The organism is Saprospiraceae bacterium (genome assembly GCA_016717265.1).
GTDB lineage: Bacteria > Bacteroidota > Bacteroidia > Chitinophagales > Saprospiraceae > Vicinibacter.
This window is the reverse complement of record JADKFX010000001.1, coordinates 629,672-656,273: the sequence shown is the minus strand read 5'-3', so window position 1 is coordinate 656,273 and position 26,602 is coordinate 629,672. Positions and strand designations below refer to the sequence as shown.

22 protein-coding genes are annotated in these 26,602 nt (G+C 32.0%); 11 read left to right on the top strand and 11 right to left on the bottom strand.

Annotated features, from left to right (window positions below; all coding sequences use genetic code 11):
• Window positions 1–20 precede the first annotated feature (20 nt).
• On the top strand, window positions 21–557 hold the full coding sequence (locus IPO86_02590) for a sigma-70 family RNA polymerase sigma factor (protein ID MBK9726984.1): 537 nt from the start codon (window positions 21–23) through the stop codon (window positions 555–557).
• Entirely contained in the window at window positions 554–1,948 is a 1,395-nt protein-coding gene (locus tag IPO86_02585) for a hypothetical protein (protein ID MBK9726983.1), read from the top strand. Before IPO86_02590 ends, IPO86_02585 begins: the two co-directional genes overlap by 4 nt.
• A 63-nt stretch (window positions 1,949–2,011) precedes the next feature.
• Here IPO86_02585 and IPO86_02580 read toward each other — a convergent pair whose 3' ends face one another.
• Genes IPO86_02580 through IPO86_02560 form a run of 5 tightly spaced genes read right to left on the bottom strand, consistent with a single transcriptional unit; the run spans window position 2,012 to window position 6,746 of the window.
• Window positions 2,012–2,620 carry a hypothetical protein gene (locus IPO86_02580; protein MBK9726982.1) on the bottom strand — a complete coding sequence of 203 codons (609 nt, stop codon included), beginning with the start codon at window positions 2,618–2,620 and terminating at the stop codon, window positions 2,012–2,014.
• A 2-nt stretch (window positions 2,621–2,622) separates the two neighbouring features.
• Entirely contained in the window at window positions 2,623–4,026 is a 1,404-nt protein-coding gene (gene gldE / locus IPO86_02575) for a gliding motility-associated protein GldE (protein MBK9726981.1), read from the bottom strand.
• A 24-nt stretch (window positions 4,027–4,050) separates the two neighbouring features.
• Entirely contained in the window at window positions 4,051–4,482 is a 432-nt protein-coding gene (gene ssb / locus IPO86_02570; protein ID MBK9726980.1) for a single-stranded DNA-binding protein, read from the bottom strand.
• Window positions 4,476–5,555: an A/G-specific adenine glycosylase gene (mutY, locus tag IPO86_02565; protein ID MBK9726979.1), complete on the bottom strand. Its 1,080-nt coding sequence runs from the start codon at window positions 5,553–5,555 to the stop codon at window positions 4,476–4,478. Before mutY ends, ssb begins: the two co-directional genes overlap by 7 nt.
• Before the next feature lie 33 nt (window positions 5,556–5,588).
• A complete protein-coding gene (locus IPO86_02560) occupies window positions 5,589–6,746 on the bottom strand; it encodes a prolipoprotein diacylglyceryl transferase (GenBank protein ID MBK9726978.1) in 1,158 nt (385 codons plus the stop codon).
• A gap of 99 nt (window positions 6,747–6,845) precedes the next feature.
• Here IPO86_02560 and IPO86_02555 point away from each other — a divergent pair, with 99 nt between their 5' ends.
• Window positions 6,846–7,412: an outer membrane beta-barrel protein gene (locus tag IPO86_02555; protein ID MBK9726977.1), complete on the top strand. Its 567-nt coding sequence runs from the start codon at window positions 6,846–6,848 to the stop codon at window positions 7,410–7,412.
• On the opposite strand, the gene mtaB is transcribed toward IPO86_02555, so the two are convergent.
• Both mtaB and IPO86_02545 read right to left on the bottom strand, forming a co-directional pair.
• A complete protein-coding gene (gene mtaB, locus IPO86_02550) occupies window positions 7,409–8,755 on the bottom strand; it encodes a tRNA (N(6)-L-threonylcarbamoyladenosine(37)-C(2))-methylthiotransferase MtaB (GenBank protein ID MBK9726976.1) in 1,347 nt (448 codons plus the stop codon). The two genes, IPO86_02555 and mtaB, sit on opposite strands and share 4 nt — an antisense overlap.
• Before the next feature lie 58 nt (window positions 8,756–8,813).
• Window positions 8,814–9,818 carry a peptide-methionine (S)-S-oxide reductase gene (locus tag IPO86_02545; GenBank protein MBK9726975.1) on the bottom strand — a complete coding sequence of 335 codons (1,005 nt, stop codon included), beginning with the start codon at window positions 9,816–9,818 and terminating at the stop codon, window positions 8,814–8,816.
• Window positions 9,819–10,050: 232 nt separating this feature from the next.
• On the opposite strand from IPO86_02545, the gene IPO86_02540 reads away from it, so the two are divergent.
• The 3 genes from IPO86_02540 to prfA all read left to right on the top strand — a co-directional run bounded on the left by IPO86_02540 (window position 10,051) and on the right by prfA (window position 12,074).
• Window positions 10,051–10,653, top strand: coding sequence for a sigma-70 family RNA polymerase sigma factor (locus tag IPO86_02540; protein MBK9726974.1), 603 nt, complete (start codon window positions 10,051–10,053; stop codon window positions 10,651–10,653).
• Window positions 10,654–10,681: 28 nt separating this feature from the next.
• A complete protein-coding gene (locus IPO86_02535) occupies window positions 10,682–10,924 on the top strand; it encodes a hypothetical protein (GenBank protein MBK9726973.1) in 243 nt (80 codons plus the stop codon).
• A gap of 85 nt (window positions 10,925–11,009) precedes the next feature.
• A complete protein-coding gene (prfA, locus tag IPO86_02530; protein MBK9726972.1) occupies window positions 11,010–12,074 on the top strand; it encodes a peptide chain release factor 1 in 1,065 nt (354 codons plus the stop codon).
• Window positions 12,075–12,099: 25 nt separating this feature from the next.
• On the opposite strand, the gene IPO86_02525 is transcribed toward prfA, so the two are convergent.
• Window positions 12,100–13,593, bottom strand: a complete 1,494-nt coding sequence (locus IPO86_02525) for a T9SS type A sorting domain-containing protein (protein MBK9726971.1) — start codon at window positions 13,591–13,593, stop codon at window positions 12,100–12,102.
• A 153-nt stretch (window positions 13,594–13,746) separates the two neighbouring features.
• Here IPO86_02525 and IPO86_02520 point away from each other — a divergent pair, with 153 nt between their 5' ends.
• Both IPO86_02520 and IPO86_02515 read left to right on the top strand, forming a co-directional pair.
• The gene (locus tag IPO86_02520; GenBank protein ID MBK9726970.1) at window positions 13,747–15,822 is read left to right on the top strand and encodes a hypothetical protein; all 2,076 of its coding nucleotides are present in this window, start codon (window positions 13,747–13,749) and stop codon (window positions 15,820–15,822) included.
• An 11-nt stretch (window positions 15,823–15,833) separates the two neighbouring features.
• On the top strand, window positions 15,834–17,081 hold the full coding sequence (locus IPO86_02515) for a hypothetical protein (GenBank protein MBK9726969.1): 1,248 nt from the start codon (window positions 15,834–15,836) through the stop codon (window positions 17,079–17,081).
• Window positions 17,082–17,086: 5 nt separating this feature from the next.
• Here the strand turns inward: IPO86_02515 and IPO86_02510 are convergent, their stop codons facing one another.
• A complete protein-coding gene (locus IPO86_02510; protein MBK9726968.1) occupies window positions 17,087–20,308 on the bottom strand; it encodes a hypothetical protein in 3,222 nt (1,073 codons plus the stop codon).
• A gap of 24 nt (window positions 20,309–20,332) precedes the next feature.
• On the opposite strand from IPO86_02510, the gene IPO86_02505 reads away from it, so the two are divergent.
• Together IPO86_02505 and nhaA are read left to right on the top strand one after the other, a co-directional pair.
• Window positions 20,333–20,968, top strand: coding sequence for an MBL fold metallo-hydrolase (locus IPO86_02505; GenBank protein ID MBK9726967.1), 636 nt, complete (start codon window positions 20,333–20,335; stop codon window positions 20,966–20,968).
• A gap of 74 nt (window positions 20,969–21,042) precedes the next feature.
• Window positions 21,043–22,200 carry a Na+/H+ antiporter NhaA gene (gene nhaA / locus IPO86_02500; GenBank protein MBK9726966.1) on the top strand — a complete coding sequence of 386 codons (1,158 nt, stop codon included), beginning with the start codon at window positions 21,043–21,045 and terminating at the stop codon, window positions 22,198–22,200.
• A gap of 1,122 nt (window positions 22,201–23,322) precedes the next feature.
• Here nhaA and phaC read toward each other — a convergent pair.
• Together phaC and IPO86_02490 are read right to left on the bottom strand one after the other, a co-directional pair.
• Window positions 23,323–24,375 (bottom strand): class III poly(R)-hydroxyalkanoic acid synthase subunit PhaC, encoded by a 1,053-nt coding sequence (gene phaC, locus IPO86_02495; GenBank protein MBK9726965.1) that lies wholly within the window; start codon window positions 24,373–24,375, stop codon window positions 23,323–23,325.
• A gap of 71 nt (window positions 24,376–24,446) precedes the next feature.
• Window positions 24,447–25,880, bottom strand: a complete 1,434-nt coding sequence (locus IPO86_02490) for a hypothetical protein (protein MBK9726964.1) — start codon at window positions 25,878–25,880, stop codon at window positions 24,447–24,449.
• A gap of 100 nt (window positions 25,881–25,980) precedes the next feature.
• Here IPO86_02490 and IPO86_02485 point away from each other — a divergent pair, with 100 nt between their 5' ends.
• Window positions 25,981–26,391, top strand: a complete 411-nt coding sequence (locus IPO86_02485) for a MaoC family dehydratase (protein MBK9726963.1) — start codon at window positions 25,981–25,983, stop codon at window positions 26,389–26,391.
• Window positions 26,392–26,602 lie beyond the last annotated feature (211 nt).

Here is a 26,602-nt window from a genome sequence, read left to right as displayed (position 1 = left end):
CATATAAAGCTAATGGTCTCGTGGATTTAGAACAGATCATACAAGGTTGTCTTCAGGGAGATCGTATCAGTCAGAAGAATTTGTTTGATCGCTTTTCAGGGAAAATGTTAGCGGTCTGCAGCCGCTATGCCAGGCATAGAATGGAAGCAGAAGATTTACTCCAGGATGGATTTATAAAAGTATATTCAAATCTGGATCAATATAAGTTTGAGGGTCCATTCGAACAATGGATTCGAAGAATTATGATCAATAATGCGATTAAAAATTGCCATAGGAAGAGTTTTCAAAACGAATATTTTGCAGGTGATGATATACCGGAAATGACAGAAGAACCGGATATTTTGAGCAGTTTAGCCGAAATTGAATTGATGAAAATTATAAATGAACTCCCGGATGGTTATAGGATGGTCTTCAATTTATATGCTATTGAAGGTTATTCCCATAAAGAGATCAGCGAGTCATTAAATATAGAAGAAAGTACTTCCCGATCTCAACTTGTGAAAGCAAGAAAGGTATTGCAGGAAAAATTGTTAAAATATCATAAAACGATTATATGAATTTATCGGAACAGAATAAATGGATGGATAAGATTTTCCGGAAGAAACTAGGCAATTATGAGATGCATGCCGAATCTCATATTTGGGATAATATTGCCAAAAGACTGGATGATCAAAAAAGAAGACCAGTGCTTTTTGGCAGCTGGTGGACTATTTTCCTTTCCACCTTGATCGTTATTCTGGTTACAGGAGCAGGAGCCTTTTTATTATACAAATATAGCAAGCAGTTCAATTTGCAACTTCAAGAAAATAAGGATTTACCTTTTAATACAGAAGCCGAAACAAACGCTGGCACAGCCTCTTTAAATTTGTTAAAGGAAGAGCACAATCAGAAGAATTTGGATGGTATAAATTATTCAAAAACAAAAAATAACACTGTTGAGCATTCAAATTTAGATCGCACATCCGTTAATAATTCTAAGCCAAATACAAATCAAGTTAAAGATGCTTTTAACACAGATATTTTCGTTCCAACAGTTGCTGTAAACCAAAGTACCACAACAGAAAATACGATTGATGATGCCAATAAATTAATTGTTTCTTCAGATCGTTCCTTTTATGATTCTGGGATTGTAGTAAACGAAGAAGTAAATTATAACAATTTGCAAATTCAGGCATCTACGGAAACAAAAGAATCCGCAAACTTAAAATCACCTGCATTATTAGATGGATGTAATGTTTATAAAAATACGAATTACCATTTCTTTATAGACGCCTATTATGCACCAGAATTGGCAAACAGATCCTTGAAAACAGTGGATCCAAGCCTTAGTAAATATCTTGAAGAAAGAGCTAATTCAGAGCAGCCAATTATGTCCTATAGTGTTGGACTTAGAGCTTCTTATGTTTTAAGTAATGGATTAAGTCTGCGTGGAGGTATCAGTATTTCGAATAATAAAGAGCGTTTTGATTTTGTAAAGGAAAGACAAAAAATTACGATCGAAATTAAAGACAAAGATGGTAATCTCGTTAGAACGGAAATTAAAGAAATTGTGATTATGGATAAGATTTATAATCACTATAAGTTTATTGATATTCCACTTTTAGTGGGTTATGAAAAAGATTTAAAAGATTTTATACTTTCTGTGAATGGTGGTATTGGATTAAATATTTCTGCAAGCCAGTCTGGTAAGATTTACAAGCCAGATATTAAAACAGTATATGATCTGGCAAATAATGGAGAAGCAAATACCCCAATATTTAAGAAGAATGCAGGTCTGAGTGTGATCGGTAGCATCGGCTTAAATTATAAATACAATGAGCGAATTTTATTGTTGTTAGAGCCTTCGGCAAGATATTATGTCCGTTCATTATCAGATCCATCAAATCCAATTAGTCAAAATTATCTTTTTCTTGGGATGAATTTGGGATTGAGATACCGAATTAAATAAAAGCATTTATTGTCTGGAAATTTTTGAATGTATATTTGTTTTAAACAGGAATGTTTAATGCTTCTAGTTTTTCCATTGAAAACTATTGATTATATTCATTACATCTTTTTTTACAAATTCAACAATAGGTTGAATAGAATCAGGTTTTGTTTGAGCGTTAAAGTATAATGAAGCGCGGAAGAAATGTTTTATGGAGTCTGTTAAATAAAATTGGAAAGGCGACGCTGCAGGTCCTTCTAAATTGTAAAGCATGCCAGTTACTCCATTTGGTTTTGAGATTGGAATTTCGTCAATATAATTTGCTTTTATTTGGTGCTCTCTTGCTAATTTATATGCGTCTTTTATATATTTAGTTAATTTTTCCGGTTGGTTAATTTCATAATAGGAACAATGAATGGTTCCATTAAAACATTCTAAATCTAAATTAAACCAACATTCGTTTTGTGGTTTTTCGCCAAAGAAAGAAGTGTCTTTAATGATTTTAGCGTAAGAAACAAAATCGAATTTGAATGGACAATAGGTATTGTCAAATGTAACTTTCGTATATTCAGGATAGGTAATCTTTGGATACATTCTTGGTTTTGGTGTTTGAATTATCTCTTTACAGGCACTTATTTGTAAAAGAGAAATAAACACTAAATAGAAATATTTCTTAGGTTTGAAATTATCCATATTTAAATAGTAATCTTAATTTGTTCGATTCTTCTTTTATTGACGGAAATAACTTTAAATTTTAGATCTTCAATTGTCATCTCCTGATCTTTTCTAGGCATTTCGCCAGAATGTTCTAGCAATAGACCTGCAATAGAATCAGCGTTACCCCGGGCATCATCAAATCTGAAAATATCAATACCAAGTACCCGACACATGTCATTGATTAAAGTTTTTCCATCAAAAATATAATTATGGGAATCAATTTTACTATAATTTAATTCATGTTGTTCATCAAATTCATCTTTAATTTCTCCTACAATTTCTTCCATGATATCTTCTAATGTTACAATACCATTTGTTCCTCCATATTCATCAACTACAAATGCCATGTGAACGTGTTGTTCTCTGAAGTCATTTAGTATTTCATTTATTTTTCGTGATTCAGGCACGTATAATAAATTCGTTCGAATCAAAGTTTGCCATTCAAAATCTTCGGCTTCATCCAAATGGCCGATTAAATCCTTTGCATATAGAATTCCAGTTATCTGATCAAAATCTCCATTATAGACAGGGAGTCTTGAGAACCCATTTTCCTGTACCACAGTAATGATTTGAGAAAATGATGAATTAAAGTCTAGTCCATAAACCTGTGTTCTGGGTGTCATGACTTGTTTGGTAGAAACATCATTAAATTTTATAATTCCTTTTAATATATCTACTTGTTTACCAGATTCTGCATCATCACTCACAGCAAGGTCTATTGCAGTATCAAGATCTTCTTTTGAGGTGGATTGTAAGCCAACTTTTCGCTCCAGAAGTCTTTTCTCAAAGCGATTTGTCATACCAACCATAACGGATGTTAAGGGGCTGAAAACAAAATCAAGAAGTCGCAGTGGGATTGCCATTGCTAATGCTAATTTTCGAGTATTTAAGCGGCCATATATTTTTGGCATGACTTCTCCAAAAAACAAGATCAAGGTGGTTGCCCCAACCACAGCGATAAGAAAATATAGAAAACTAGCTAATTGTTCGCGAGAGAAACTAAAGATTGAAAACCAGGAAATTATTTGATCAGACCACGCTAGAGATTTTTCAACAGGCAACCAATGCTCTAAAATTTGTTCAACGACGAGCGCAATTCCAATATTTACAAATGTATTGCATATTAATATTAATGCAAGCAGTCTTTTAGTATGACTTTTAAGGTATGTAAGTGCAGAAATCTGTGGAGTATCGTGTTCTTGTATTTCTTCTAAATCATCATGACTTAATGAAAACATTGCAATCTCAGAACCTGAAAACAAACCCGAACAAAGAAGTAATAAAACTAAAGTTAAAAGATAATAGAAGTCGTTCCAGACAATAAATAATAAGAAATTACTAAGTAGGGTAAAGCTTGAATGTAAATAAGGATCTGATTCCACGAAACACAAGATAAGTCAACTAAACTAAAACGGAAGATCGTCATCTGCTAATTCTGCAGTTTCGATATTTGGGCTTTCATATTTTTTCTCTTCTGAAGGAGAATTTGTATTTGAACCAACTCCAGCGGTGTATTCTCTCTTTTCTAAAATTCGTAACACATCTGCTGTGATCTCTGTAGAATAATGATCTCTACCTTCTTTGTCGGTCCACTTTCTATGTGTAAGCTTGCCTTCTAAATAAACTAACATTCCTTTTTTAAGAACTTTAGCTCTTTCGGCCATAGATCTCCACATTACAATGTCATGCCATTCTGTACTTTTTTGCCAGGCTCCATTTCTGTCTTTATAGCTTTCATTTGTAGCTAAGGTAAAATTTGCCCTGCTTACGCCACTTTCGAGAGCCCGAATTTCTGGGTCTTTTCCAAGATTACCGATGAGTGTAACTTTATTTAACATATGTTATTTTGATTAAACTTCTCTAAAAATGAGCCAATTGACATTGGTAAAGCAAAATTGACCAAGTTTTTTGGCTTTACAAAGGAAAAACCGGGCTTTATTTTAAATACTTGTTTGTCTATTAAAGGTATATATATTTTTATAAACAATTCCTGGTGGCTAAGTTTCTGTTTATTTTTAGCTACCAATTGGAATTTAACGATATTATTAGATTCAAATAAGTTAATAAAGTCCTTATTTTTTTCAATAGAATTTAAACTTATATTTTTATTGGTTTCGAGCATTGGAGGTTCATATAAATGTTTCCAAATATCTTTTTTAATTCGTTTTTGTAATGCGAATTCTCCTTTCTTGTTTCTAATTATAAAATAATGAAAAAATCTTTTTCTTATTTGAATTTTTTTCTTTTTAGCTGGTAAATTTTGAATTTGCTGGTTATTATATGCGAAACAAGTTTTTAAAAAGATACAAGTTTCACAAAGAGGATTTTGAGGTTTGCATTGGATCGCTCCAAAATTCATAATGGCTTGATTGTAAATAGCAGCTTTGGATTTATGTAAGTATTTATTTGCGATTTCAGTAAAGAACTTTTTACCAGATGCAGTTTCAATAGTTGTAAATATTCCGAGAATTCTTGAAAAGACACGAATAACATTTCCATCAATTACAGGATATGGTAGGTTGTATGCAAAGCTGCTTATTGCTGCTGCGGTATAATCACCAATACCTTTCAGTGATTTTATGGTTTCATAATTTTTAGGAAATTGTCCATTGTTTGTCGAATTTATGGTTTTAGCTGCAATATGTAAATTGCGGGCACGTGTATAATAACCTAATCCTTCCCAAGCCTGTAACACTTCATCTTCAGAAGCATTTGCTAAGGTTTTAATATCTGGAAATTTTTTAATAAAATTTAGATAATAGGACTTGCCTTGTTCGGATCTTGTTTGTTGTAAAATAATTTCAGAAATCCAAATTTTATAAGGATTCTGCTCACCGATCCAAGGGTAATTTCTCGGATTCTCAAGCGACCATTTAATTAATTTTCGGGAGAAAAGGGAGGGGCTAAGCATGTTTAATGGATGCATCTTAAATGCATAAAAATATCAATCTCTAATATTTTTCTTCCAATAAAACCAACTGCCTATAATGCCTATTGCAATCAGAGAAAGAGCGATAAACTGAGACAGTGATAAATGCAAACCGCCGATATCATATCTAGGATTTACGCGAATAAACTCAATAAAAAACCGTTCTATTCCATTCAGTAAACAATATACAAAAAATAGGACACCGGCTCTATGAATGCGGGTTCTTAAATTCCATAAAATGAGCGTTATGAATCCGGCAAGCAGAATTTCATAAAGTGGTGTTGGATATACACTCGGGACTAATTCATTGCAATATTTCCAGGTGCAATTTGCAATTGCTTTACCTTCATTTAATACATTATGAGGATACGAATAGGCCCACCAACTATCAGGTAAAATAAACCAGCCTGGTTTACTGGTTTCATTTAAGATTCCCCAATCCCCATCGCCTGAAAAATGACAACCCATACGACCCACACAATAGCCTATCATCAGAGATGGAGCTGCCGCATCCATCATATGAAGAGGACGGATTCCTTTTGATTTGACATATCTGGTAACCATAATAAAAGCAAGTATCAAACCGCCATAAATAGTTAAACCACTTCCTGAAAAAAACTCTCCAATAGGATCTTTAATAAAGGAATTGAAATTTTCTAAAACAGAAAAAAGTTTAGAACCAATAAGGCCATAGATAGCGGCTACAAAGGTTATATTCGTAACGCGTTCCTGCGGATTAATAAATACTTCTTTTGTTATTATTTCTTTTTCTGTTTCTTTCGTCATTTTATAATAATACCATATTGCAGTTATTACAAAAAGTATCAAACCAGAAAGAAAATTTCCTTTTGTAGAAAAAAGTATTGCTGCAGGGTCATTTTTGAATGCATCAAAATGATTAAAGATATACGCAACTTTAAATGCTAAAATAAAATTAATTAAAGACTGAAGAAGGATTTCACGAAAGTCAAGGGGTTTATAAATTATAATTTTTTCTAGTCTCCCTTTTATTAAGCCTTGGGATTCTTTTCTAATAAATTCCAGATGTAATAGACTGGCGCTTGCGATAAATGCAATTCCTAAGAACAAACCAAATGTTTTAATAACAGAAAAGGCATTATCTGGATCTGTTCCAATTAAACTATGAAGTATGTAAGAAAAGTCTGGCCACATAAAATTATGAAATAGTCAAATTATAAAATATTTTAATATATCGGATGCTATCTTTATATTTGTGTGCATAAAAGTAGTCTTTTTCTAATTTACAATTTCATGAAAGCCTTAATATTATTCTTATCTGTTTTTCTTTCCGTTTTAAGTCCGGTTAATTGTCAAAGTGGATTAACAATTTCTGTTGGCTTAACAATGGCATTTACGGATAATCCGGCCACAAATCCTTCAGGAGAGTTAATTAGTGGGTTTCATGGTGGCTTAAATGGTCGTTTTGGAAGTAATAAATGGTATTTTAGACCTGGAATAGAGTTGCATAAAGTTAAATTGCATTCAGAAAATGTAGTAAATCCATTTAGTGAGATTCCATCAGCATATTTTTTAAAAGTACCAGCGCAATTAGGACTTCGGCTAATTAAAACTGAAAATTTTGTTTTTCGGATATTGGGTGGTTTTCAATTTAGTTACTTGGTTTCTATACAGGATAATGACTTTTTCTTAGATCATGATACCATGACAGATACTCAAATTGGCGCTTTGATAGGGGCAGGAATAGATTTGGGACCCTTGGTAATAGATTTTAATTTTGAAAAAGGATTGTCAGAATTATATAAAAATTTAGGCTATAAATCGGATTATATTTACCTAAGTGCAGGGTTTTTATTTTAATGTTTTTGCGTTTCTAAAATGCTTGCATTAAATCTTAATTCGGGATTTAATTTATCTAGTTGAACAGAAAGTGTTTGGTTTATATAGCCAGGTTTATTTTCAACTTCAACCCGTAAATAATTTTTTGAAAAACCGCTTAATTTTCCATTTTCAATTTTATTTTCTACTAAGATTTCTTGTCTGCTATTTTCAAATTGTTCATAAAATGAACGTTTCTTTTTTTCTGAAAGTATTCTAAGTTGATGTGACCTTTGATGGCGTTCATTCGGATTTACAGAATCCGTAAAATGGATTGCGGCGGTATTATTTCTTTCAGAATAGGTGAATACATGAAGGTAACTTATATCTAATTGGTTTATAAATTGGTAAGTGTTTTGAAAATGTCTTAATTGTTCTCCAGGAAAACCAACAATAACATCTGCACCAATACAAGCATGTGGTATTTTGGTTTTAATATAACGTACGCGCTCTTCATATAATTCGCGTTTATATCTTCTTCTCATGGAGGAAAGAATTTCATTATCACCCGACTGTAGCGGCATATGAAAATGCGGCATAAAATGGTTTGATTGTGCTACAAAATCAATAATTTCAGATGAACATAAATTTGGTTCGATGGATGAGATTCTAAATCGACAGGGCTTTTCTATTTTGTCAAGTGCCTTTATTAAATCTAAAAAAAGTGCTTGTTTTTTGACTGTTTTTCCTTCTAAAACATCGGTTCCATTTCCAAAATCACCGATATTAACACCTGTTAGTACAATTTCTTTAACGCCTTTCTGAAGCAATTCCTCGGCTGTTTCAACAATGGATTGTACGGTTCCACTTCTTGATTTTCCTCTTGCCAGTGGAATAGTGCAAAAGCTGCATTTGTAATCACATCCATCTTGAATTTTTAAAAAACTCCGCGTTCTGTCATCGATAGAATACGCTGGAACAAATTCATTTAAACTGGATATTTCATTGGAGTATATTACGGCATGCGGGGAGTCAAAATCTCTTTTATGGATGTAATCGAGAATTTTAAATTTTTCGGAAGCTCCTAATACCATATTTACACCGGGTATCGATGCAATTTCTTTTGGTTTTAATTGTGCATAACAACCTACTACAATTATTTGTGCTTGTGCATTTTGGCGGATAGCTGTCCGAACTGCTTTTCTACATTTTTTATCCGCTTCATCCGTAACTGAACAGGTATTTATAATGTATAGATCACTGGGACTATCGAATGTTACTTCTTGATAACCTGCATTTGCAAATAACTTTCCAAGAGATGAAGTTTCTGAAAAATTAAGTTTGCAGCCAAGAGTTTGAAATGCAACAGTGCGTGGTGTAGCCATTTAATATTGTATTGTGCAAAGATAGCCAAGCCTGGCTTTTGTTATTTAAAGTATCTTTTTATTTATTTTCATACCATGCCAGGGATATATTTTTTCCAATTTGATTTTTTAAATTCGTTTTATTCAGTTTTAGTATTTGAGCATATCGATGTCGTTGTCTTGGCGATAAAAACAACTCGCAAGATTTACCCTCAGAAAGCAGGCTATTTATCCGGGTGGCTTGCAAAGGAGTCATAGGAATAAATTTATACGGAGTCTGTTGTAAATAATATTTTGTTTCCGGATCCAGTTTAAAGATTCCTGGTTTGTAGATTGGAATATCATATTGTTTATCATTTTTATTTTGTGAGAATAATTTATCTGCAGTTTTGTTGATTTTACCAATGTGTAATAACTCTTGAAGTGGAATTATGTTAGGATTAAATTGAATTTGGACAACTTCTGAACCGTTCATATAGCCAGCATTGGTAGCGATAACTCCTTTTAGTTTGCCATATGTTTTTTCTCCAGACCAAAAGCAATACATACCCAGTGTAATTTCTTCAATTCCAAAATATTCCGCTTTAGTTTGTTCTTCAAGGAGTACTAAATATTCAGGAATTTTGATATCTAATGTAATCAGTGAAGCTATGATTTTTTCTACCAGTCCATAGGCACTATAGTTGCCGCTTAATCTACCGGTTATAGGTTTTAAATTATCATTTACAACACGGATTACTGGATTATTCCAACTAGGTTCATTAAAATACTCAAGCGCAAGTCGATCTTTTCCACTTTTATTATTGTGAATGCATAAAGGAATGAAATAAGTTTCAATAGCTTCTACGATTAATGGATGACTTAGAATGTCTGATCCATAATTCTTACAAGTACTGCATCCGGGGACTTCCTGGAATAATATTAAAATAGGTTTTTTTTCAGCTTTGGATTTTTCTATAGCTAAATTCATATCTCTTAACCAGTGTACATTTCCTAACTCTATATCTTGTTCTAAATGGATATTTGCGATTGCAATGGTTTGAGTTATTAAAGTGAGAAGGAGAATTATAGGAGTTTTTTTCATTTTAAAAATGATTGTAAAGTTTATTATTAGCACATTAGTCCGTGTAAATATTTTTGATTTAATACTATTTTGTTTATATAACGAAGGTTCTATTCTGGAATTTTATTTTTTCGATAGACAGCGATTAAACGCTTTATTTTTCCATTTTTTAATTTGGAGCTAGATTTAAAATTAGTACAATTTTTAAGTTATTGGCAATTTTTTTTATTTACTTTGTGCATTTATTAATTGAATGGCAGCCCATCAGAATCCAGAGCAGGAACGTTTTGAAAAAGAGTTTTTGCCCCATTTAGAAGCTTTGCATAGTTTTGCTTTTCACCTTACTTACAATGAGGATGATGCAGATGACCTGGTACAAGAGACCTTTTTAAAAGCATTTCGTTTTATTGATAAGTACGAGGAGGGAACTAATGCGAAGGCTTGGTTGTTTAAGATATTGAAAAATGCCTATATCAACCAATACAGGAAGGAAAGTAAGAAACCTGTTAAAGTTGATTACGATGAGGTTGCTGTCTATCAGGAAGAAGAGGATGGGCAGATAAGTAGTTATTTTGATTTAAGAGAGGAGATCTTTGATAATATGATAGGTGACGAGGTTTCAATAGCCTTGAACTCCCTACAAGAAGATTTCCGGACGGTTATTTGGCTTTGTGATATTGAAGGCTTTAGTTATGAAGAAATTGCTAAAATAACGGAAATTCCAATTGGTACTGTGCGTTCCAGGCTTTTTAGAGCCCGGAATATGTTAAAGGAAAAGTTAAAAACCTATGCTTCTTCAATAGGATATAAAGATAAGCGAGGCGATAAATCGAAATCGTCTCCGGAAGAAGAGTAATTTGTTATTCGTTATTAAATCATTGATTATGGAAGATTCTTTTTACAATGCATTTACAAAAAAGATTGCTCAGTATTTTGACCATCAATTGAATACAGAGGACGAACAAGAATTCCTTTCTCAATTAAAACAGGATCCTGCTGGTCAACAATCTTTTTTGAAAGAAAAGAATATCAGAGAAAAATTAAGAGTGAACCTTCACAAATCTACAAGAACGGGACATTTGGCAGACCAAATTAAAGACCAAATCAGAAAGTATCCAGGTCAATAGCATTTCCTTTCATTCTGTAGTTTCGAATTCTATCAATAAATTTATTTATTATTTGAATTAGCTTTGCGGCTGATTTAATTTATATATGTTATTAGACAAGCTGCAATCCATCTACGAACGTTTTCAATATCTTGAAGAGCGTATGTCTGATCCTTCTGTGGTAAATAACATGGATGATTATAGTAAAATAAGCAAAGAATATAAAGATCTTAAAGAGATTGTAGAAGTATATCTGGTATATAAAAAGAAGACCACTGAATTTGAGCAAGCGAAAGCGATGTTGTCGGATGTGGACTTGATGGAAATAGCGCAAATGGAATACGATCAAGTAAAGCCAGAATTGGAAGCGTTAGAAGAAGATTTAAAAGTTTTATTAATTCCTAGAGATCCTGAAGATAGTAAAGATGTGATCTTTGAAATTCGCTCTGGCACTGGAGGTGATGAAGCTTCCATTTTTGCGGGTGATTTATATAGAATGTACACAAGATATTTTGATACACATGGTTTAAAATACGAAGTATTGGATGTGAATGAAGGGAATGTAGGTGGTTATAATAAAATTGTATTGGAAGTTACTGGAGAAAATGTTTATGGTAAATTAAAATTTGAATCTGGGGCACATCGTGTTCAAAGAGTACCTAAAACAGAAGCTCAAGGGAGGGTTCATACCTCTGCTTCTACAGTTGTTGTAATGCCAAAAATGGAATTGGAAGAGGTCAATATAAATAAGGCTGATTTGCGTGTTGATACATTTCGTTCCAGTGGTGCAGGCGGACAGCATGTTAATAAAACGGAATCCGGTGTGCGATTTACACATATTCCTTCTGGCATTGTGGCAGAATCTACAGATAGTAGAAGTCAACACAAAAATCGTGAAATTGCATTTAATAGATTGCTTCAGAAAATGCAAGAAGCAAATGTCATGCGATATGAAACGGAAGTAGCGTCTCAAAGAAGGTCATTAGTAGGTTCTGGAGATCGTTCAGATAAAATCCGAACTTATAATTACCCTCAAAATAGAATTACAGATCACCGGATTAATCTTACCCTTTATAATTTATCGGATATCGTCAATGGAGATTTGGATGAAATTATTGAATCTTTACAAGTTGCTGATAATGCTGAAAAGCTTAAAGGTGAAATAGAATAAACCAATCATTATTTCTATTCTAAATTTATTCAATCAAAAACTTAATGAGTTGTACTTGTGAATTAAGTTTTACTTTTAGTATATAGATTCCTGCAGTTAAATTTTCAGTCTTTATTTCTAGTAGGTTTTCATGTTGATTTATGTAGGTATTTTTAAATTCGTTTCCTACTAAATTATACATTGAATATTGTAATGAACTTAATTCAGGTTCATGAAATCTTACGATGATTGTTTTTTGATTCTGGATTAGATCATATCCAATATTTTGGATTGAATATTCTGTTTTAACAGATTCATATTGCGATAGACCATTAATATTTTTTATGGCAGATAGTTCTTTTTCATTGTCTTTTTTAAATTCGCAGCAAACCTTACCTATATTTTTAGATATTTTGCATGTTTCATTTTCACAGTCTGTGATCAGGAATTCATATTGTGTTTTACAATCTCCTTTTAGGGGGCCTATTTTCAATGGCAATTGGGAATAATTAAAGGTTCCGTAAGTTTTGCCATTCCCTCTCAATTTAAAACAAGTTGAAGTACCGGAATATTTAAAATTAATAAATACAAAGAAATTATTCGATTTATCACAATCTGATTTGGTAATTTTTAATTCGGATAATTTACAAGTTTTTGTTTCGCAACAGACAATACCAAGGTTTTTAGATACCTGACATTTTTCATTCTCACAATCTATAACAGTAAATTCATAATTCGTTTTACAATTTCCTTCAAATGGACCCAGTTTAATGGGTAATTGGTAATAGTTATATACACCATATTTTTTTCCATTTACATTCACTATAAAACACTTAGAGGTATCATTGTATTTAAAGTTTAAATAAACATAAAATAGACCTTGCTCATTGCATTCTGTTTTTTCTGTTTTTAAATCATAGAGTTTACATATTTTTTCACAGCATACAATTCCTAATTGGCCCGATGTTGAGCATTCTGGGTTTTCGCAATCTTTCACTTCAAATTCGTATTCTGTTTCACAGTCTCCTTTTAATCCACATATTTTTAAAGGCAATTGAGAATAACTGAATTTACCATATTCTTTTCCGTTTCCAAATAATTTAAAGCAACTTGAATTTCCAGTATGGTTAAAATTGATGATTGCGCAAAATTGTTGATTACTATCGCATTTTGTTTTTTCAATTTTTAAGTTTGAAAATTCACAGGATACTTCGCAGCAAACAAGACCTAATAGATATTCTAATTTACAAGCCTCATTTTTGCAATCTCTAATTATAAATTCATAAGGTGTTTTACAATCTCCTGACAGATTATTTAATGTAATAGGCAATTGATTATATTTAAAAGTACCATATGTTTTCCCATTGCCTTTGATTGTAAAGCACTCGCTAACATCTTTATATTTGAAATTGATAGTGAGTGAAAATTTCTTTTCTTTATTGCAATCGGATTGACTTACTGTAAGGTCATATAATTCACAGGCTGAAAAGCTTTTAATTATGGTAAAAAGGCAAAGGAATAGGATGGAAGTATATTTCATTTTAAATCTTTTATAGGTACATTATAGATCCTATACGTTCAAAAAACGCTGTACGTTGGTTGTCAAGTTCATTATTTTATTTTGATGGCCAGCAATGTGCAATTTATATATTCGATTGACATTTTACTACCTTTATAGGAATATACGAATTATATGAGAGTTACTATTTTTAAAAATGTTTTTTATTCGATCATCGTTTTGAGCTTTATTCTTTCTTGTAAAGTTCAGGAATCAGCATGGGATACAGAGATTTTAACACCCCTTGTAAAAACCAGCCTCCGAATTGATCAAATCGTTGATAATTCTTACTTAAGAAGTGATAGTAGTCATTTGGTTTATTTAGTTTTTAATAAAAGCTTGTATGACCTGGCAATAGATTCTTTTTTTCATTTTAGTGATACGAGTGCCCGGAGAACCTTTAAAATTGATTCCTTATCTTTATATAGTTCTACTGTAAACTACCCTATTAGTCTTGGTACTTTAGCTAGAAACGCTGGTTCAACAGGGCAATTATTGCTTTTTTTGCACGGCACTACACAGATTATTCCAGCAATTCCTCCGATTACACCGGGTCCAGTTAGTATAAATGCCGATACATTATTTACAACGATGACCTTGGCGGATGGGAAATTGGACTTAACACTTTTTAATGGTTTGCCAATTGATATTACAAATGCTCAGTTTGAATTAAGGAATCAGGACAATGGAAATCTTGTAGTTAGCGGATCCTTCCCACTTATACCCGTAAATACTACGGTGAGTCAGACCTTTGATTTATCTGGTAAGACAGTGAATGGCAAATTGGTGGCTCAGTTAATCAGCTTGTCTTCTCCGGGAAGTAAAGGGGTACCGGTATTGATTGATACTTCAAATTCTATTCAAGCAACATTAAAGGTGTATGACTTGCATCCATCAACAGCAACTGCTATTTGGCCAGCTCAAAATTTAATAAACAGTGCATATTATTTCAGACTTAAAGGATTGCCAGTTGAATTAAAAGAATCAAGAATTGCTGCAGGAAAAGTAAGGATTGTACTTTATAGTACGCTACAGGATTCTATTAAATTCACCTATAAACTGCCAGGTGCAATTAAAAATGGCGTACCTCTTGAAGCCTATAAAGTTCTGGAGCCAGCACCACCAGGGGGCTCTTCAAGATTTATCAGAGAAGATGATTTAGCGGGTTATAGGATGGATTTATCGGGTGCAAACGGAGATTCATTTAATGTAGCATTTAACGTAGTTAAAGCATCTGTGGATAGTACAGGAATTATGAAGACCTTTTCTACAGAAGATAGCATCTATGTTGAACTTGGCTTTATTGATATGCGACCGGAATATGCTCGTGGATATTTGAATGATACGATTTTATATGCCGGACCAAAGACCGTTGAGCTTGATTTTTTTAATCGAATTAAATCCGGAAAACTACAAGTAGATAAAGCCTCTTTGAGCATTGATATTAATAATAAAATTGGAGTGGATATGGAATTAAAAATCAATGAACTTAAATCGATTAATAATAGAACGAATACTATCATTGAATTGAATGGAAGTGAAATTGATAAGCCAATTTCAATAGAGAGAGCTAAAGACCAGAATGGATTTAAACCAATTGAAGCAACGCAGACACATGTTGAGATCAACGAGTTAAATTCTAATATGACCTCTTTTATCAGTAATCTTCCAGATAAATTAAGTTATTCCTTACAATTGCAAACGAATCCTTTAGGAAACGTAAGCAATCATCGTGATTTTATTTATGATGGAGAGTATATGAATTTAAATATGAATCTTGAAATTCCGTTGGAAATTAAGGCGACGGCATTGAGTTTATCGGATACGATATTAATGGATCTGCAAAAGAATGATCTTAGTGGAATTAAAAGTGGGACCTTGCATGCTTTTTTTAATAATGGTTTTCCACTTGAAACCAAGGTGCAACTTTATCTTTTAAATGAATTGAATGAAATTACAGATACCTTGTTAGATGGTAGCAAATTCATTCAAGCGGCATTCGTCAATGGAAATGGTAAAGTAGAGAGTGCTGTGGAAACGAGAATTGATATCCCTATGGTTAATCGCAAAGTGACTCATTTCTTAAATGCCAGGAAGATGTTGATCATTGTTACATTGGATTCAAAACCACAGGAACAGCATGTTAAAATATTTGATAGTTATGCTATTGATTTTCAAATGACTGCAGATTTTATTTATACCGTTGATTAAGTTCTTAGAATATGAATTTTAGAAGCTCTTTATTTCTTTGCATTCCTACAATATTACTTTTTGTTTCTATTGATGGTAGCGGCCAATCATTTGATTATTTTAATGATCGATTTAGTAGCAGAGATAGAATTTTTGGTTTGAAGCTTGATAATTATTTATCAAACAATACACTCGTAGGTTCTTTTGTGTTAGATTATATTAATGGTAATTTTATAACAGAGGAAGAGAAAAATAAATGCATTTCCAATTTTGGTAAGGATCAGATAAAGTTTGCGGAAATATTTAATACGGCTGCGAGTTATCAAAAACGAATTGGAAAAAGTAAATATTTTTTTGGTTTAGAGGTAGGTGAGCATGTGCATTATGAAACAGAAGCGCATAGAGATCTTTTTGTTTTATTATTTAAAGGAAATAAAATTTTTGAAAACAAGTTTGCTTCTTTAGATCCTTTGCAGATTAGATTATTGCAATATTTATTTTTAAAAGTTAGTCTAAGTAAAGAAGCGGGACCGCTTTCGTTTTATGCAAGTATAGGATATACAGGAGGCCAGCGGTTATTAGATTTGAAAACAAATAAAGGTTCCTTGTTTACTGCAAATGAAGGGAAGTATGTGGATTTAAATTTGGGTTTAACTTCTATCGATGTAAGTCCCGCTGCAACTGCATTATTTTCATTATCAGGTTCAGGAATGATTGTAGATGGAGGAATTCGATATGATGTTTCTAAATCCACTCGGGTTTCATTGGATTTAAATGGTCTTGGTTATATTAAATGGAATAAAGGAATTACGGAGCGTATCGTTGATACTGCGTATCGTTTTGAAGGCGTTGTTATTTCTAATGTTTTAGATTCTGTATCGATTGCTATAAAGAATGTTGAAGAGCTCAAGAGTAGTTTTATTTCTGAAAGGGAATTGGATCATGTAAAAAGTACTTTGCCCTTTACAGTATCCTTTGGATTGTCGCAGTTTATAATTCCTGAGCGAGTGCAATTTGGTATAAAGTATCAATATTTAAATTCAGATATTAGTAAGCATTTTTATGCATTGTCTTTAAATTATTACTTGAGTAAAAACTTACTTGTAGGTATGAATGCAAATATTGCGGGCTTTGGAAACTGGAATATAGGGCCACAACTTGCTATGACAATTTTAGATCGAATGTATGTGCATTTTTATTTTAACTCCTTAAGTAATTTAGTAGATCCGGACCAACCGGTATCATTAACCGGAGGTATTAATTTTAAAATAGGTTTATAAGAATATTAAAAATCTAAACCTAAGGAAAAACTATAATTTGGTTTTTTTATAGTAGATGATTCTAATTTCCAGCCATAATCAAATCGGAGAAAATAACCGAATAATGCAGTTCTGAGTCCAATACCTGAGCTAAATATGTAAGGATCTCTGATATATTCTAAATCAATTTTTACAACCGGATTTTCTGCATGGTAATTTTGGGTACTGCTTTCTTTAAAATTGGGAATAAATCCATCCCATACAAAGGCTGCATCAAAAAAAGCGATAAACTGAAAATTTCTAAGGATGCTGTTTTTCCAATTTTGATTTAATATATATTGGAGAAAAGGAATTCTCACCTCCGTATTTAATCCAAATACAGAGCTTGCTTTACGAGCACCATAACCATAGGATCTTACTTCTGTAGCTAATGCTGAGTACACATATTCACCTGAAGTTTCTAATGGATTCTGATTTTCATATTGCGGGAGTAACCAATTTTCAGTTCCTCCTACATGGTAAAGTATTCTATCTTGTCCGAAAGAAATATTTGAAAACGCTCTTGTTGAAAAAACGGATTTCTTTAAAAAAGGAATATGATATCTTGCATCAAATCCAGCAATCCATAAAGCACCGGGATAAAACTTACTTTTATTTATAGGATTTAAATCAAAGCGTTTAGAAAATTCTAAATATATTTTTGCTTGCCATCCATTTCTGATATTTAATGAAATATCAATGGAATTATCAAAAACATATTCGAGTCTTGTTCCTACCCTTTGCTGATAAAGCTCAATACTATCTTCAAGCGTGGCTTTATTGGTAGAGAGGTAAGCTATATGATCATTTCGCAGAGTACTGATGGCGCGAATGCTTTTATAATGGTCAAAGGCGTATTTTAATTGATTGTTTAATAAGTAGACCCTTGTTTGTTTTTTTAAATTAGTAGAAAAATTTCCATTAAGTACGTCTGTATTTGTTTTGAAATAGAAAGCGTAAGTTTTGTCAATCCGTTTTTTTCTGTTTTCGAAAAGCAGATAAGATTCTAATCCATTAAAATTTGTAGGAATACGGATTCCGGTTTCAAGACTATAATTTTCAAATATTTCTGAAACTTTCATTTTTAGTAAAACGCCAATAGGTGGTGCTTCATAATTTTGTGAAGTTCCGCTAAATGTATTTAATCCGGAAAAAAGTAATTCATTATTTATTGTGGAGCTAATTTCTTCAATTTGAAATCGATTTCGATATGCAATGGCAAGATTGGAATTAAAGTCAATGGTATTTGGGTAATCTATATTTTTATATTTTGTAAATGTGCTAATTTTTGTTGGTGTTTTTCGGGTCTTCTTTTTTTCAAATTCATTTAATAGTTCGACTATATTTTTTGGATTCCCGAATTGTGATTGGAAATAACTTGTATCTGTATTAATCGTTGCATTTGAATTTGATTGTGAAGAATCTATAAGAATTTCTAGTGAAGACTCTTTATATTCAGTTTGTTTTTGATTGAGTTGTTTTAAAGAATAATATTCAAGTAAATATTTATCATTTGATTTTAAAACGGCAAACACAGAATCCGAGTTGTTTGAACCAGCTATTAATTCGGGGTGTATGTCATTTAGTATTTCGTAGCTTTTTGTTCCGTTGAATAACAGCCAATGGATTCCATCATTTTCGGTTATTGATATCAGATATTGTGAATCAAGTTTAGTCCAGGATATAATGGATTTATTGGGTATTTCGAGAATTAATTTTTGTTTATAGGGTTCTTGAAGATTATTTAAATCAATACTATAAATTTTAAATCTACCTAGAGGTAAGACACTATCTATTTTAGTAGTATTGTCATTGACTTCTGGTTTATTGGAACGATAGATTACTTCAGAAGCGTTATTTGACTCCATTATTTTTAAATCTAAATCATCCCAGATATCATTCGTAAGTTTTTGGAATTGTCTGGATTTTAAATTGTACAGTATAATATCTGAATAGCCATTTGTATTTGCTGACATAATCATGACATCTTTATTTAAGACATCTGCAGAATAGACTCTTTGTATTTCTTCCGGAAAGATTGTAGTGGAATTTTGTTTAGTTTTAATATTAAGAACATGGAGGTAAACTCTATTTCTTTTTTCATAAATATAATATTCAAGGTTTTCTTTTACAAGTGAACTATAGATAGGATAATTGAAATCTGGTTTATATAATTTGGATCGACTCCCATTTTTAAAAATTCTTTTTTTGTCTTTTAAATTTTTATTTAAATGATAGATTCTTCCTTTACTATTTTGTTGGGTTGTTATTGTATTCTGATTGGAATTGAGTCCAAGTTTGATATTTATAATTTTTTCTTCATTTTTAAGTTTCAGTTTGTTTGTCGTTAAATTTTCTAGTATTTCAGTAGTTGATTTATTTAATTGGATTTTATAAAAGTTAAACCAGTCAGATTGTAGTTCTGAAAATGATTGTGAGAACACGGACCTGGCAGCTATTTGAATATCTTTTTGGATACGCGTCATATAGAGCCAGTTTGAAATCGCTTGTTCTCCGTAAGTATTTGTTAGAAAGTTCCAGAAAGACTTGCCGGCAATTTCCGGATATCGGTTTGAGAATTTTTTAAATTTGCTTTCTTTCCATTTTGAAAAAAAGTGGATTTGGTCTTCTTCTTTCCATCCAGTGGATAGATATTGAATTAAACCTTTTTCAAACCAATCGGGTAGTCTGAATGAGATTACTTTTTGGACTACATCTTGCAATGCAGTTCCAGAAAACATAGAATTAAAATAGATTTTCGTTATACCACTTCTAAGCAGATTCCGTAAATTTTCATGATCTCCATCGAAGTACATAAGAATTTTCTGACCCTTGATTTTTGGTTCAAGATTCCAATTTTTATCATTTATGATTGCATCCAGGTCAATATTTGATTGTGCTTGGTCGGAAGCATCTGCATAAATTACAAGTTCAATTTTATCTTTTAGGTGATATTCAAATAATTTTTGAACCTGGTTATTTTCCGTTTCGGCAATTTCTATGCAAAATTGAGCTGAGGGTCTTGATTTGCCATACCAATAAACCACAAAATTGTTTGTCTCATAGATCCACCAGTCATACAAATCATTATTATATTGGACTTTATTTTTACCAAAGATTTCTCCTGCATTTTGAGAATTTATTCTTGAGTTACAAAGAATTAAAAGAAGGATAAGAAAAAGCGGCAATATCTTGTGGAGAAATTTCATTGTTGACACAAAATAGAAAATTAGATGAATATTAAGGCATTCTGTTTTAACCCATTTTATGAAAACACCTATATATTATCTAACGCAGAAAAGGAAGCTTGGATTATAGATCCGGGATGTTTTGATAGGGATGAGCAAATAGAAATCGAGACCTATCTCGAGGACTCAAATTTACAGCTAACCCGATTGTTACTAACGCATGCGCATATTGATCATATACTAGGTTTAGATTATATTTTTAAAAAATATGGTTTAAAGGCAGAGTTACATAAAGGGGAGCAAGAAGTTCTTGAATCGGCAAGTTATGTTTCTCAAATTTACGATGTTCCATTTACACCAGCCCCTTATAATGAGACGTATTTGGTTGATAATCAAGTGCTTGATTTTGGTAACGAGAAACTTATTTGTGTCTTTACACCAGGTCATAGTCCGGCGAGTCTTAGTTATTATTCTAAGGAGCACAATTTTGCAATTGCCGGCGATGTTTTGTTTGATGGGAGTATTGGTAGGACAGATTTACCTGGAGGTGATTTTGATACTTTGATTAGTAGTATAAAAACCCGCTTATTTCCATTAGGTGATCAAGTGATGATTTATCCTGGACATGGAGCTGCCACTACAATTGGGCAAGAGAGACTGACGAATCCATTTCTGAATTAGGTGATGATTTTCATTTAGCGACTAATGTTTAGTTATAGGCAAGTTTAGCAAGCCTGGAATTGAATTACAACAGCATGAAATTAACAAGACTTTTCAGCGATTTTTTTAACAGCGAAAAAGCAGGCGGATTAATTTTGGTTTTCGTAACAGCGCTTTCACTTTTTCTTGCAAATTCTGTATGGAAGGCAGACTATATTAATTTTTGGAATTTTGACTTGGGTGGACATAGTCTTGTTCATTGGATTAATGATGGACTTATGACCATCTTTTTTTTGCTTATAGGTTTAGAATTAGAAAGAGAAATTTATCATGGAGAACTTTCTGATATAAAAAATGCTTCATTACCAATCTTTGGTGCGATTGGTGGCATGCTTGTTCCGGCAGGACTTTTTTTGTTGCTCAACTTAGGTACAGACACTCAAGCAGGTGCAGGTATTCCAATGGCAACGGACATTGCTTTTGCTATTGGCATTTTATCTCTTCTTGGTAATCGTGTTCCGATCTCTTTAAAAATATTCCTGACAGCTTTGGCAGTAATGGACGACTTAGGAGCAATAATAGTTATTGCTATTTTTTATACGACTTCAATTGTGTTTGTGAATTTATTTCTTGCTTTAGGAGTTTTCGGGGTGTTACTTATTTTAAACTGGCTAAAAGTTCACAACTTAATTCCGTATTTAGTTGGTGGTGTGGTGATGTGGTATTTTATGTTGCATTCGGGTGTTCATGCAACAATAACGGGTGTATTATTAGCATTTGCTATACCATTTAGGAATCATGGAGAAAATTCTCCTTCCTATATTCTTCAACATTTCTTACACAAACCCGTTGCTTTTTTTATTCTACCCTTGTTTGCTATAGCCAATACTTGCATTGCGATTGGATACAATTGGCAAAGTGGTTTAGGGCAAGCTAACAGTTTAGGGATTATTGCAGGACTTGTAATCGGAAAACCTTTAGGAATTTGTTTGTTTTCATTTATCGGTGTTGGTTTAGGACTTTGTGCATTGCCTTCAGACCTAAAATGGCGGAATATAATTGGGGCAGGTTTTTTAGGAGGTATAGGTTTTACGATGTCAATCTTCATAGCACTTCTTGCGTTTAACAATGAAGACATTATAAACAATTCGAAAATCGCAATATTAATTGCTTCATTTCTTGCTGGGACTATTGGATTTGTTTTTCTTAAACTAACCCTTCAGGCACAAATAATAAAAGAAGAAACAACTTAACGCCAGAAAAAGGCTTTGCAATAGCATTGCATTTTTGGTTGTTAGCTTACCTATTAGTATACTGAATTGGGATTTCCTTTTGATTAAAACCTTGTTCTTTCTTTATTTAGGGTTTTCTTATTTCAGTTTTATTGGTTTTTCTCTGTAATTATTTGCTTCGAGATAGTTTTATGATTGTTTTGAGCATTATTGTTGTTTTGCACAGTATTGCTTAAACCAAAAGAGTGACTTCTGCGTATATGCTGTTTAAGTTTGTCTTTTAAAAAAGGGTTTTCTTTATAAACCGCTAATAATGTTCCACGTGGAACATTCTAATCTAATCCTAAATTCTTAAATTTCTAGAATAGATGCAGAAGGAATGGCAAAGATTTATTTATAAATTTTTAGCTCAGTTTTTATAGAACTATATGATTAATTCAGGGAAGGAATTTTATTCCTGGGCTAATGTTCCACGTGGAACAATTTTAATTCGTATTGCTAATCTATCCAAATAACAGAAGTAGGTATTGAACGAGAAATTCTGAATTTATCCTTTAAAAACCCATTCTTTCACTTTTTATACAAAAAGCTCAACATTTATCATTCTTTAATAATGTAAACTAGTAATCATGATGAGAATAAAGCGGTTATAAATCAATTTTAATAGTTAATCAACCAGGATTATAAGCAAGCCGCGATCTAAACAATTTATAAATATGTGTTTATTTAAATTCTTTAGCTCAAATGATAAATTGATTTATTTATAAGGAAAACTCTAAAAAAAGGAATCAATGTTCATGTTAAAATTAGAATTCTATTTTTCTAAAGTCAGCTCTTTCATTATTCTTAGCTTAGTTAATGTAATTAATCTAAATGAATAATTCAAAATCCTTAAATAGCTAATATAGTCAGGAAGAAAAGGATAGCGCTAATTTTGGAATTTATTTGAATTTCGGACTAAAATTAAAATGGAATCAATATTTTAAATTAGAATAGATACTGAATATTCATAAAAAACACTTCCAGTTAAAGTTGGCATATTTAAAATTAAAACCTAAGTACAATCAGTATTTTGTAAGTTCTAACATACTGAAAATCAAAAAATTGTAATATTTTAAACAAGTCAGCAAGCTGGCTGAATCTTTAGGAGCGTTCTATAACCCATTTTGCAATACTTGGAGCAAGTTCTTTTTGGGATTTAGCGCCAACAAAAACGCCAATATGTCCACCTGGAAATGCATATAACTGTTTATCAGTGCTGCCAATATGATCCATAACTGCTTTGGTAGAATCATTTGGAATGATATTATCTTCAGTTGCATAAATATTTAAAAATGGAACTGTCATTTTTTTAAGATCCACAATTTTTCCATCCATTTCAAAATTGCCATTCATGAGTTTATTGTCCTGGAATAAATCCTTAATATATTTACGATACATCTCACCACTCAAATCAGGACAATCATTCTTCCATTTTTCCATTCGAAGAAAATTCATTAATTTATCTTTATCACCAAACATATCCATAACCCCAAAATACTTAGCAATGTCAGAACTTGGTTTCAACATACTAAAGGCACTATTCATCATTTCTGCACTAATTACTCCTGCATTATCGACCATAGTATCTACATCTATATACTTTGTCCATTTATAAAGCATATTGCAGTTTGTATCTTTAAAGTCATAAGGTGCTACAAAAGTGCTGAGCGTTTGAAATTTTTCAGGATAGATCGCTGCATAAATCATACTAAATAAGCCGCCTTGACAAATACCCATTTTATGTATTTTTTGAACCTTATGCTTTCTGCGTACAAAATCGACCGCATCATTCATATATCCTAAAATATAATCTTCCATGGTTAAATACCGGTCAGCACGGGTTGGATAGCCCCAATCCATGATATAGATATCTAATCCTTCGTCTAATAATTTTTTCATTAAAGAACGATCAGGCTGCAAGTCTAATACGTCATGACGATTCATGATTGCGAAAGAAACTAATACTGGAATTTTACACTTTGCAGGTGTTTCGCGTTTATAATGATACATTTTTACTTTATCGCATTCCCAAACCAATTCCTTAGGAGTCATGCCAACTTCAACTTCTTCAATCTCTTTAAGAGTATCAAAACCTTTACGCATTTTTTCACTTACGGAGAAAAGTTCTTCAAATATGGATGCTGAATTAATCATTTTTTTAATTTTAATTGAGTTGCAAAAATAAAAAGCCCGAACAAACATGCAGGCTTTCCTTTATTAGCTTATTAATTATTTTTAGAATTTTTTTCAACAGGTATTGGTTCTGGGTTTAATTTTCTTTCTAATTGTCGAACCATTTTCTTTAAATCATAAATAGATTTATATACTTCATCCATTTCTGTACGCGTAGCAATTGGAAGATTTGCAAAAAATAATTTTTCAATTTGCTTATCAACCGCTTGCTTAATTTTCATTTGCAAACTACTTACTTCCGTCATCAATTTACTATATTCATCACTTTGAAACAAATTGCCATAAACTTCATCCCCTTTAATTAACCAATCCTGGTAAACTTTTAGAATACTTTCAATGCGTTCTCCTTTTTGTATTTTTTCAGCTACATTTTCAGCAACACGTTCCATTACCTTCAATCCATTTTGATACATCATATATTGCAATTCATTATTTTTTATATTGAATTGAATCATTTGATCATAGATGTCATTCCAAACTTTTGCACTCTTTACATTACTGTTTTCTTCAAGTAACTTTGATAATGGTGAAACGGCTTCAGACATTGAGTTACGCCAATTTGTATAAAGATCTAACATTTGATTAAAGGGGTTCGTATTTGACCAGGGATTTGAGTTCATTTGACTTTTAAAACCATGGTAATTTCCAAGTCCTGTTTCACTCATTTGTTTCATGGATTCAATAAATGTTTGATTCATTTGATCCATTATTTTTCTGGAACCTTCTGGCATGAAATGGAAAAATTTATCTACAAATTCTTTATATTTTTCAGGATTTAAATTCTGTTTAAAAATATCCATATTAAAATTATTATGCTGAATGCTCTTAAACATTGGAATCCATAATTCATAAAATTTGCTAACACTTTCTGCCATTTGATGCATTCCTTTAAATGAATCTGCAGCAGTCGTATTTGGAAATTGTTTCCACCAATCAGAATAACCATTATTCATCATATCAAAATATTGTTTAGAATATTGGTTCCATTGATTCATTCCATCATTCATAAATGGATTTGATTGCATCATTGGATTGGAAGGATTTTTATTTAAATTCTGCATCCAATATGAATTGTTTTGATTCATCCAATTTTGCATTGTGTTCATCCATTCCGAAGGATTTGATCCAAAGCCGGTAGCAGTAGGATTTTGATTTTGATTATAAAACGTTTTTGCCCAGGTCATTTGATTTTCAAACCACTGTTCAAAATAATTCTTTGCATTTTCAGATGATGAATTCATATCTTTTTGAGTATCGTGAGATGTTTGAGTAGCTTTTTCAATAAAATCTGCCTGAGCACTTATAGAATCCTTTAGGAATTGGTGACCTTTATCAAGGGTTTCATTTACAAAAGGAATTTCTTTCGTCAACTTTTTTGTTGCTTCAATAGCTTGATCTACTATTTTAGCTTGTGTTTCAGCCATTAAATCTACCACCTTTTTTGAATTGTTTTCGTTCGTTGCCATTTTACTTGATTTAAAATTTATATAAATTCTTAATATTGCACCGCAAAATTACGATATAAGGAATTGTTAAATTGTAAAGGAATTATTAATATAGATTAATATGCTACAAATAGGAGACCAGTTTAAACACACCTTCAGATATAGTCAGTTGGATGTAGATCTTTATGCAAAAGTATCCGGGGATACAAATCCTCTTCATATTGATCCAGAAGTTGGCAAGAATAGTATTTTCGGCAGAAATATCATTCATGGCTTTCTTGGAGGATCCGTATTTACTAAAATTTTTGGTGCACTTTGGAAAGCAGATGGCCATGTATATTTAAAACAAACAATGCAATGGTTAAAACCGATGTTTGTCGATACAGAATATGAAGCAATTATCACGGTAAAAGAAATTTATCCAGAAAAAAACCGGGTGCTGTATGATTGTGCCATTTTTGATAAAACTTTAAACGAACAATGTTTTACCGGAGAAGCACTTTTATTGAATAAGAAACAATACATTTGGTAATTAAAGGACCATCGGTTTTCCAGATCGCTTTTAAATTTTAAGACCAAAAATAAATTATACTCCTTTTTATAAATTTAGAATCTGATTCTGAATTTACAGAATAATTTATTTATATCGATAGAGCGTATAGTGATCAAGGGCATCTTCCTCCACGCTGCTAACAGAAGCGAAATGGTCTGAATGAATTAATATGATCCTACTAGCTGCTCGC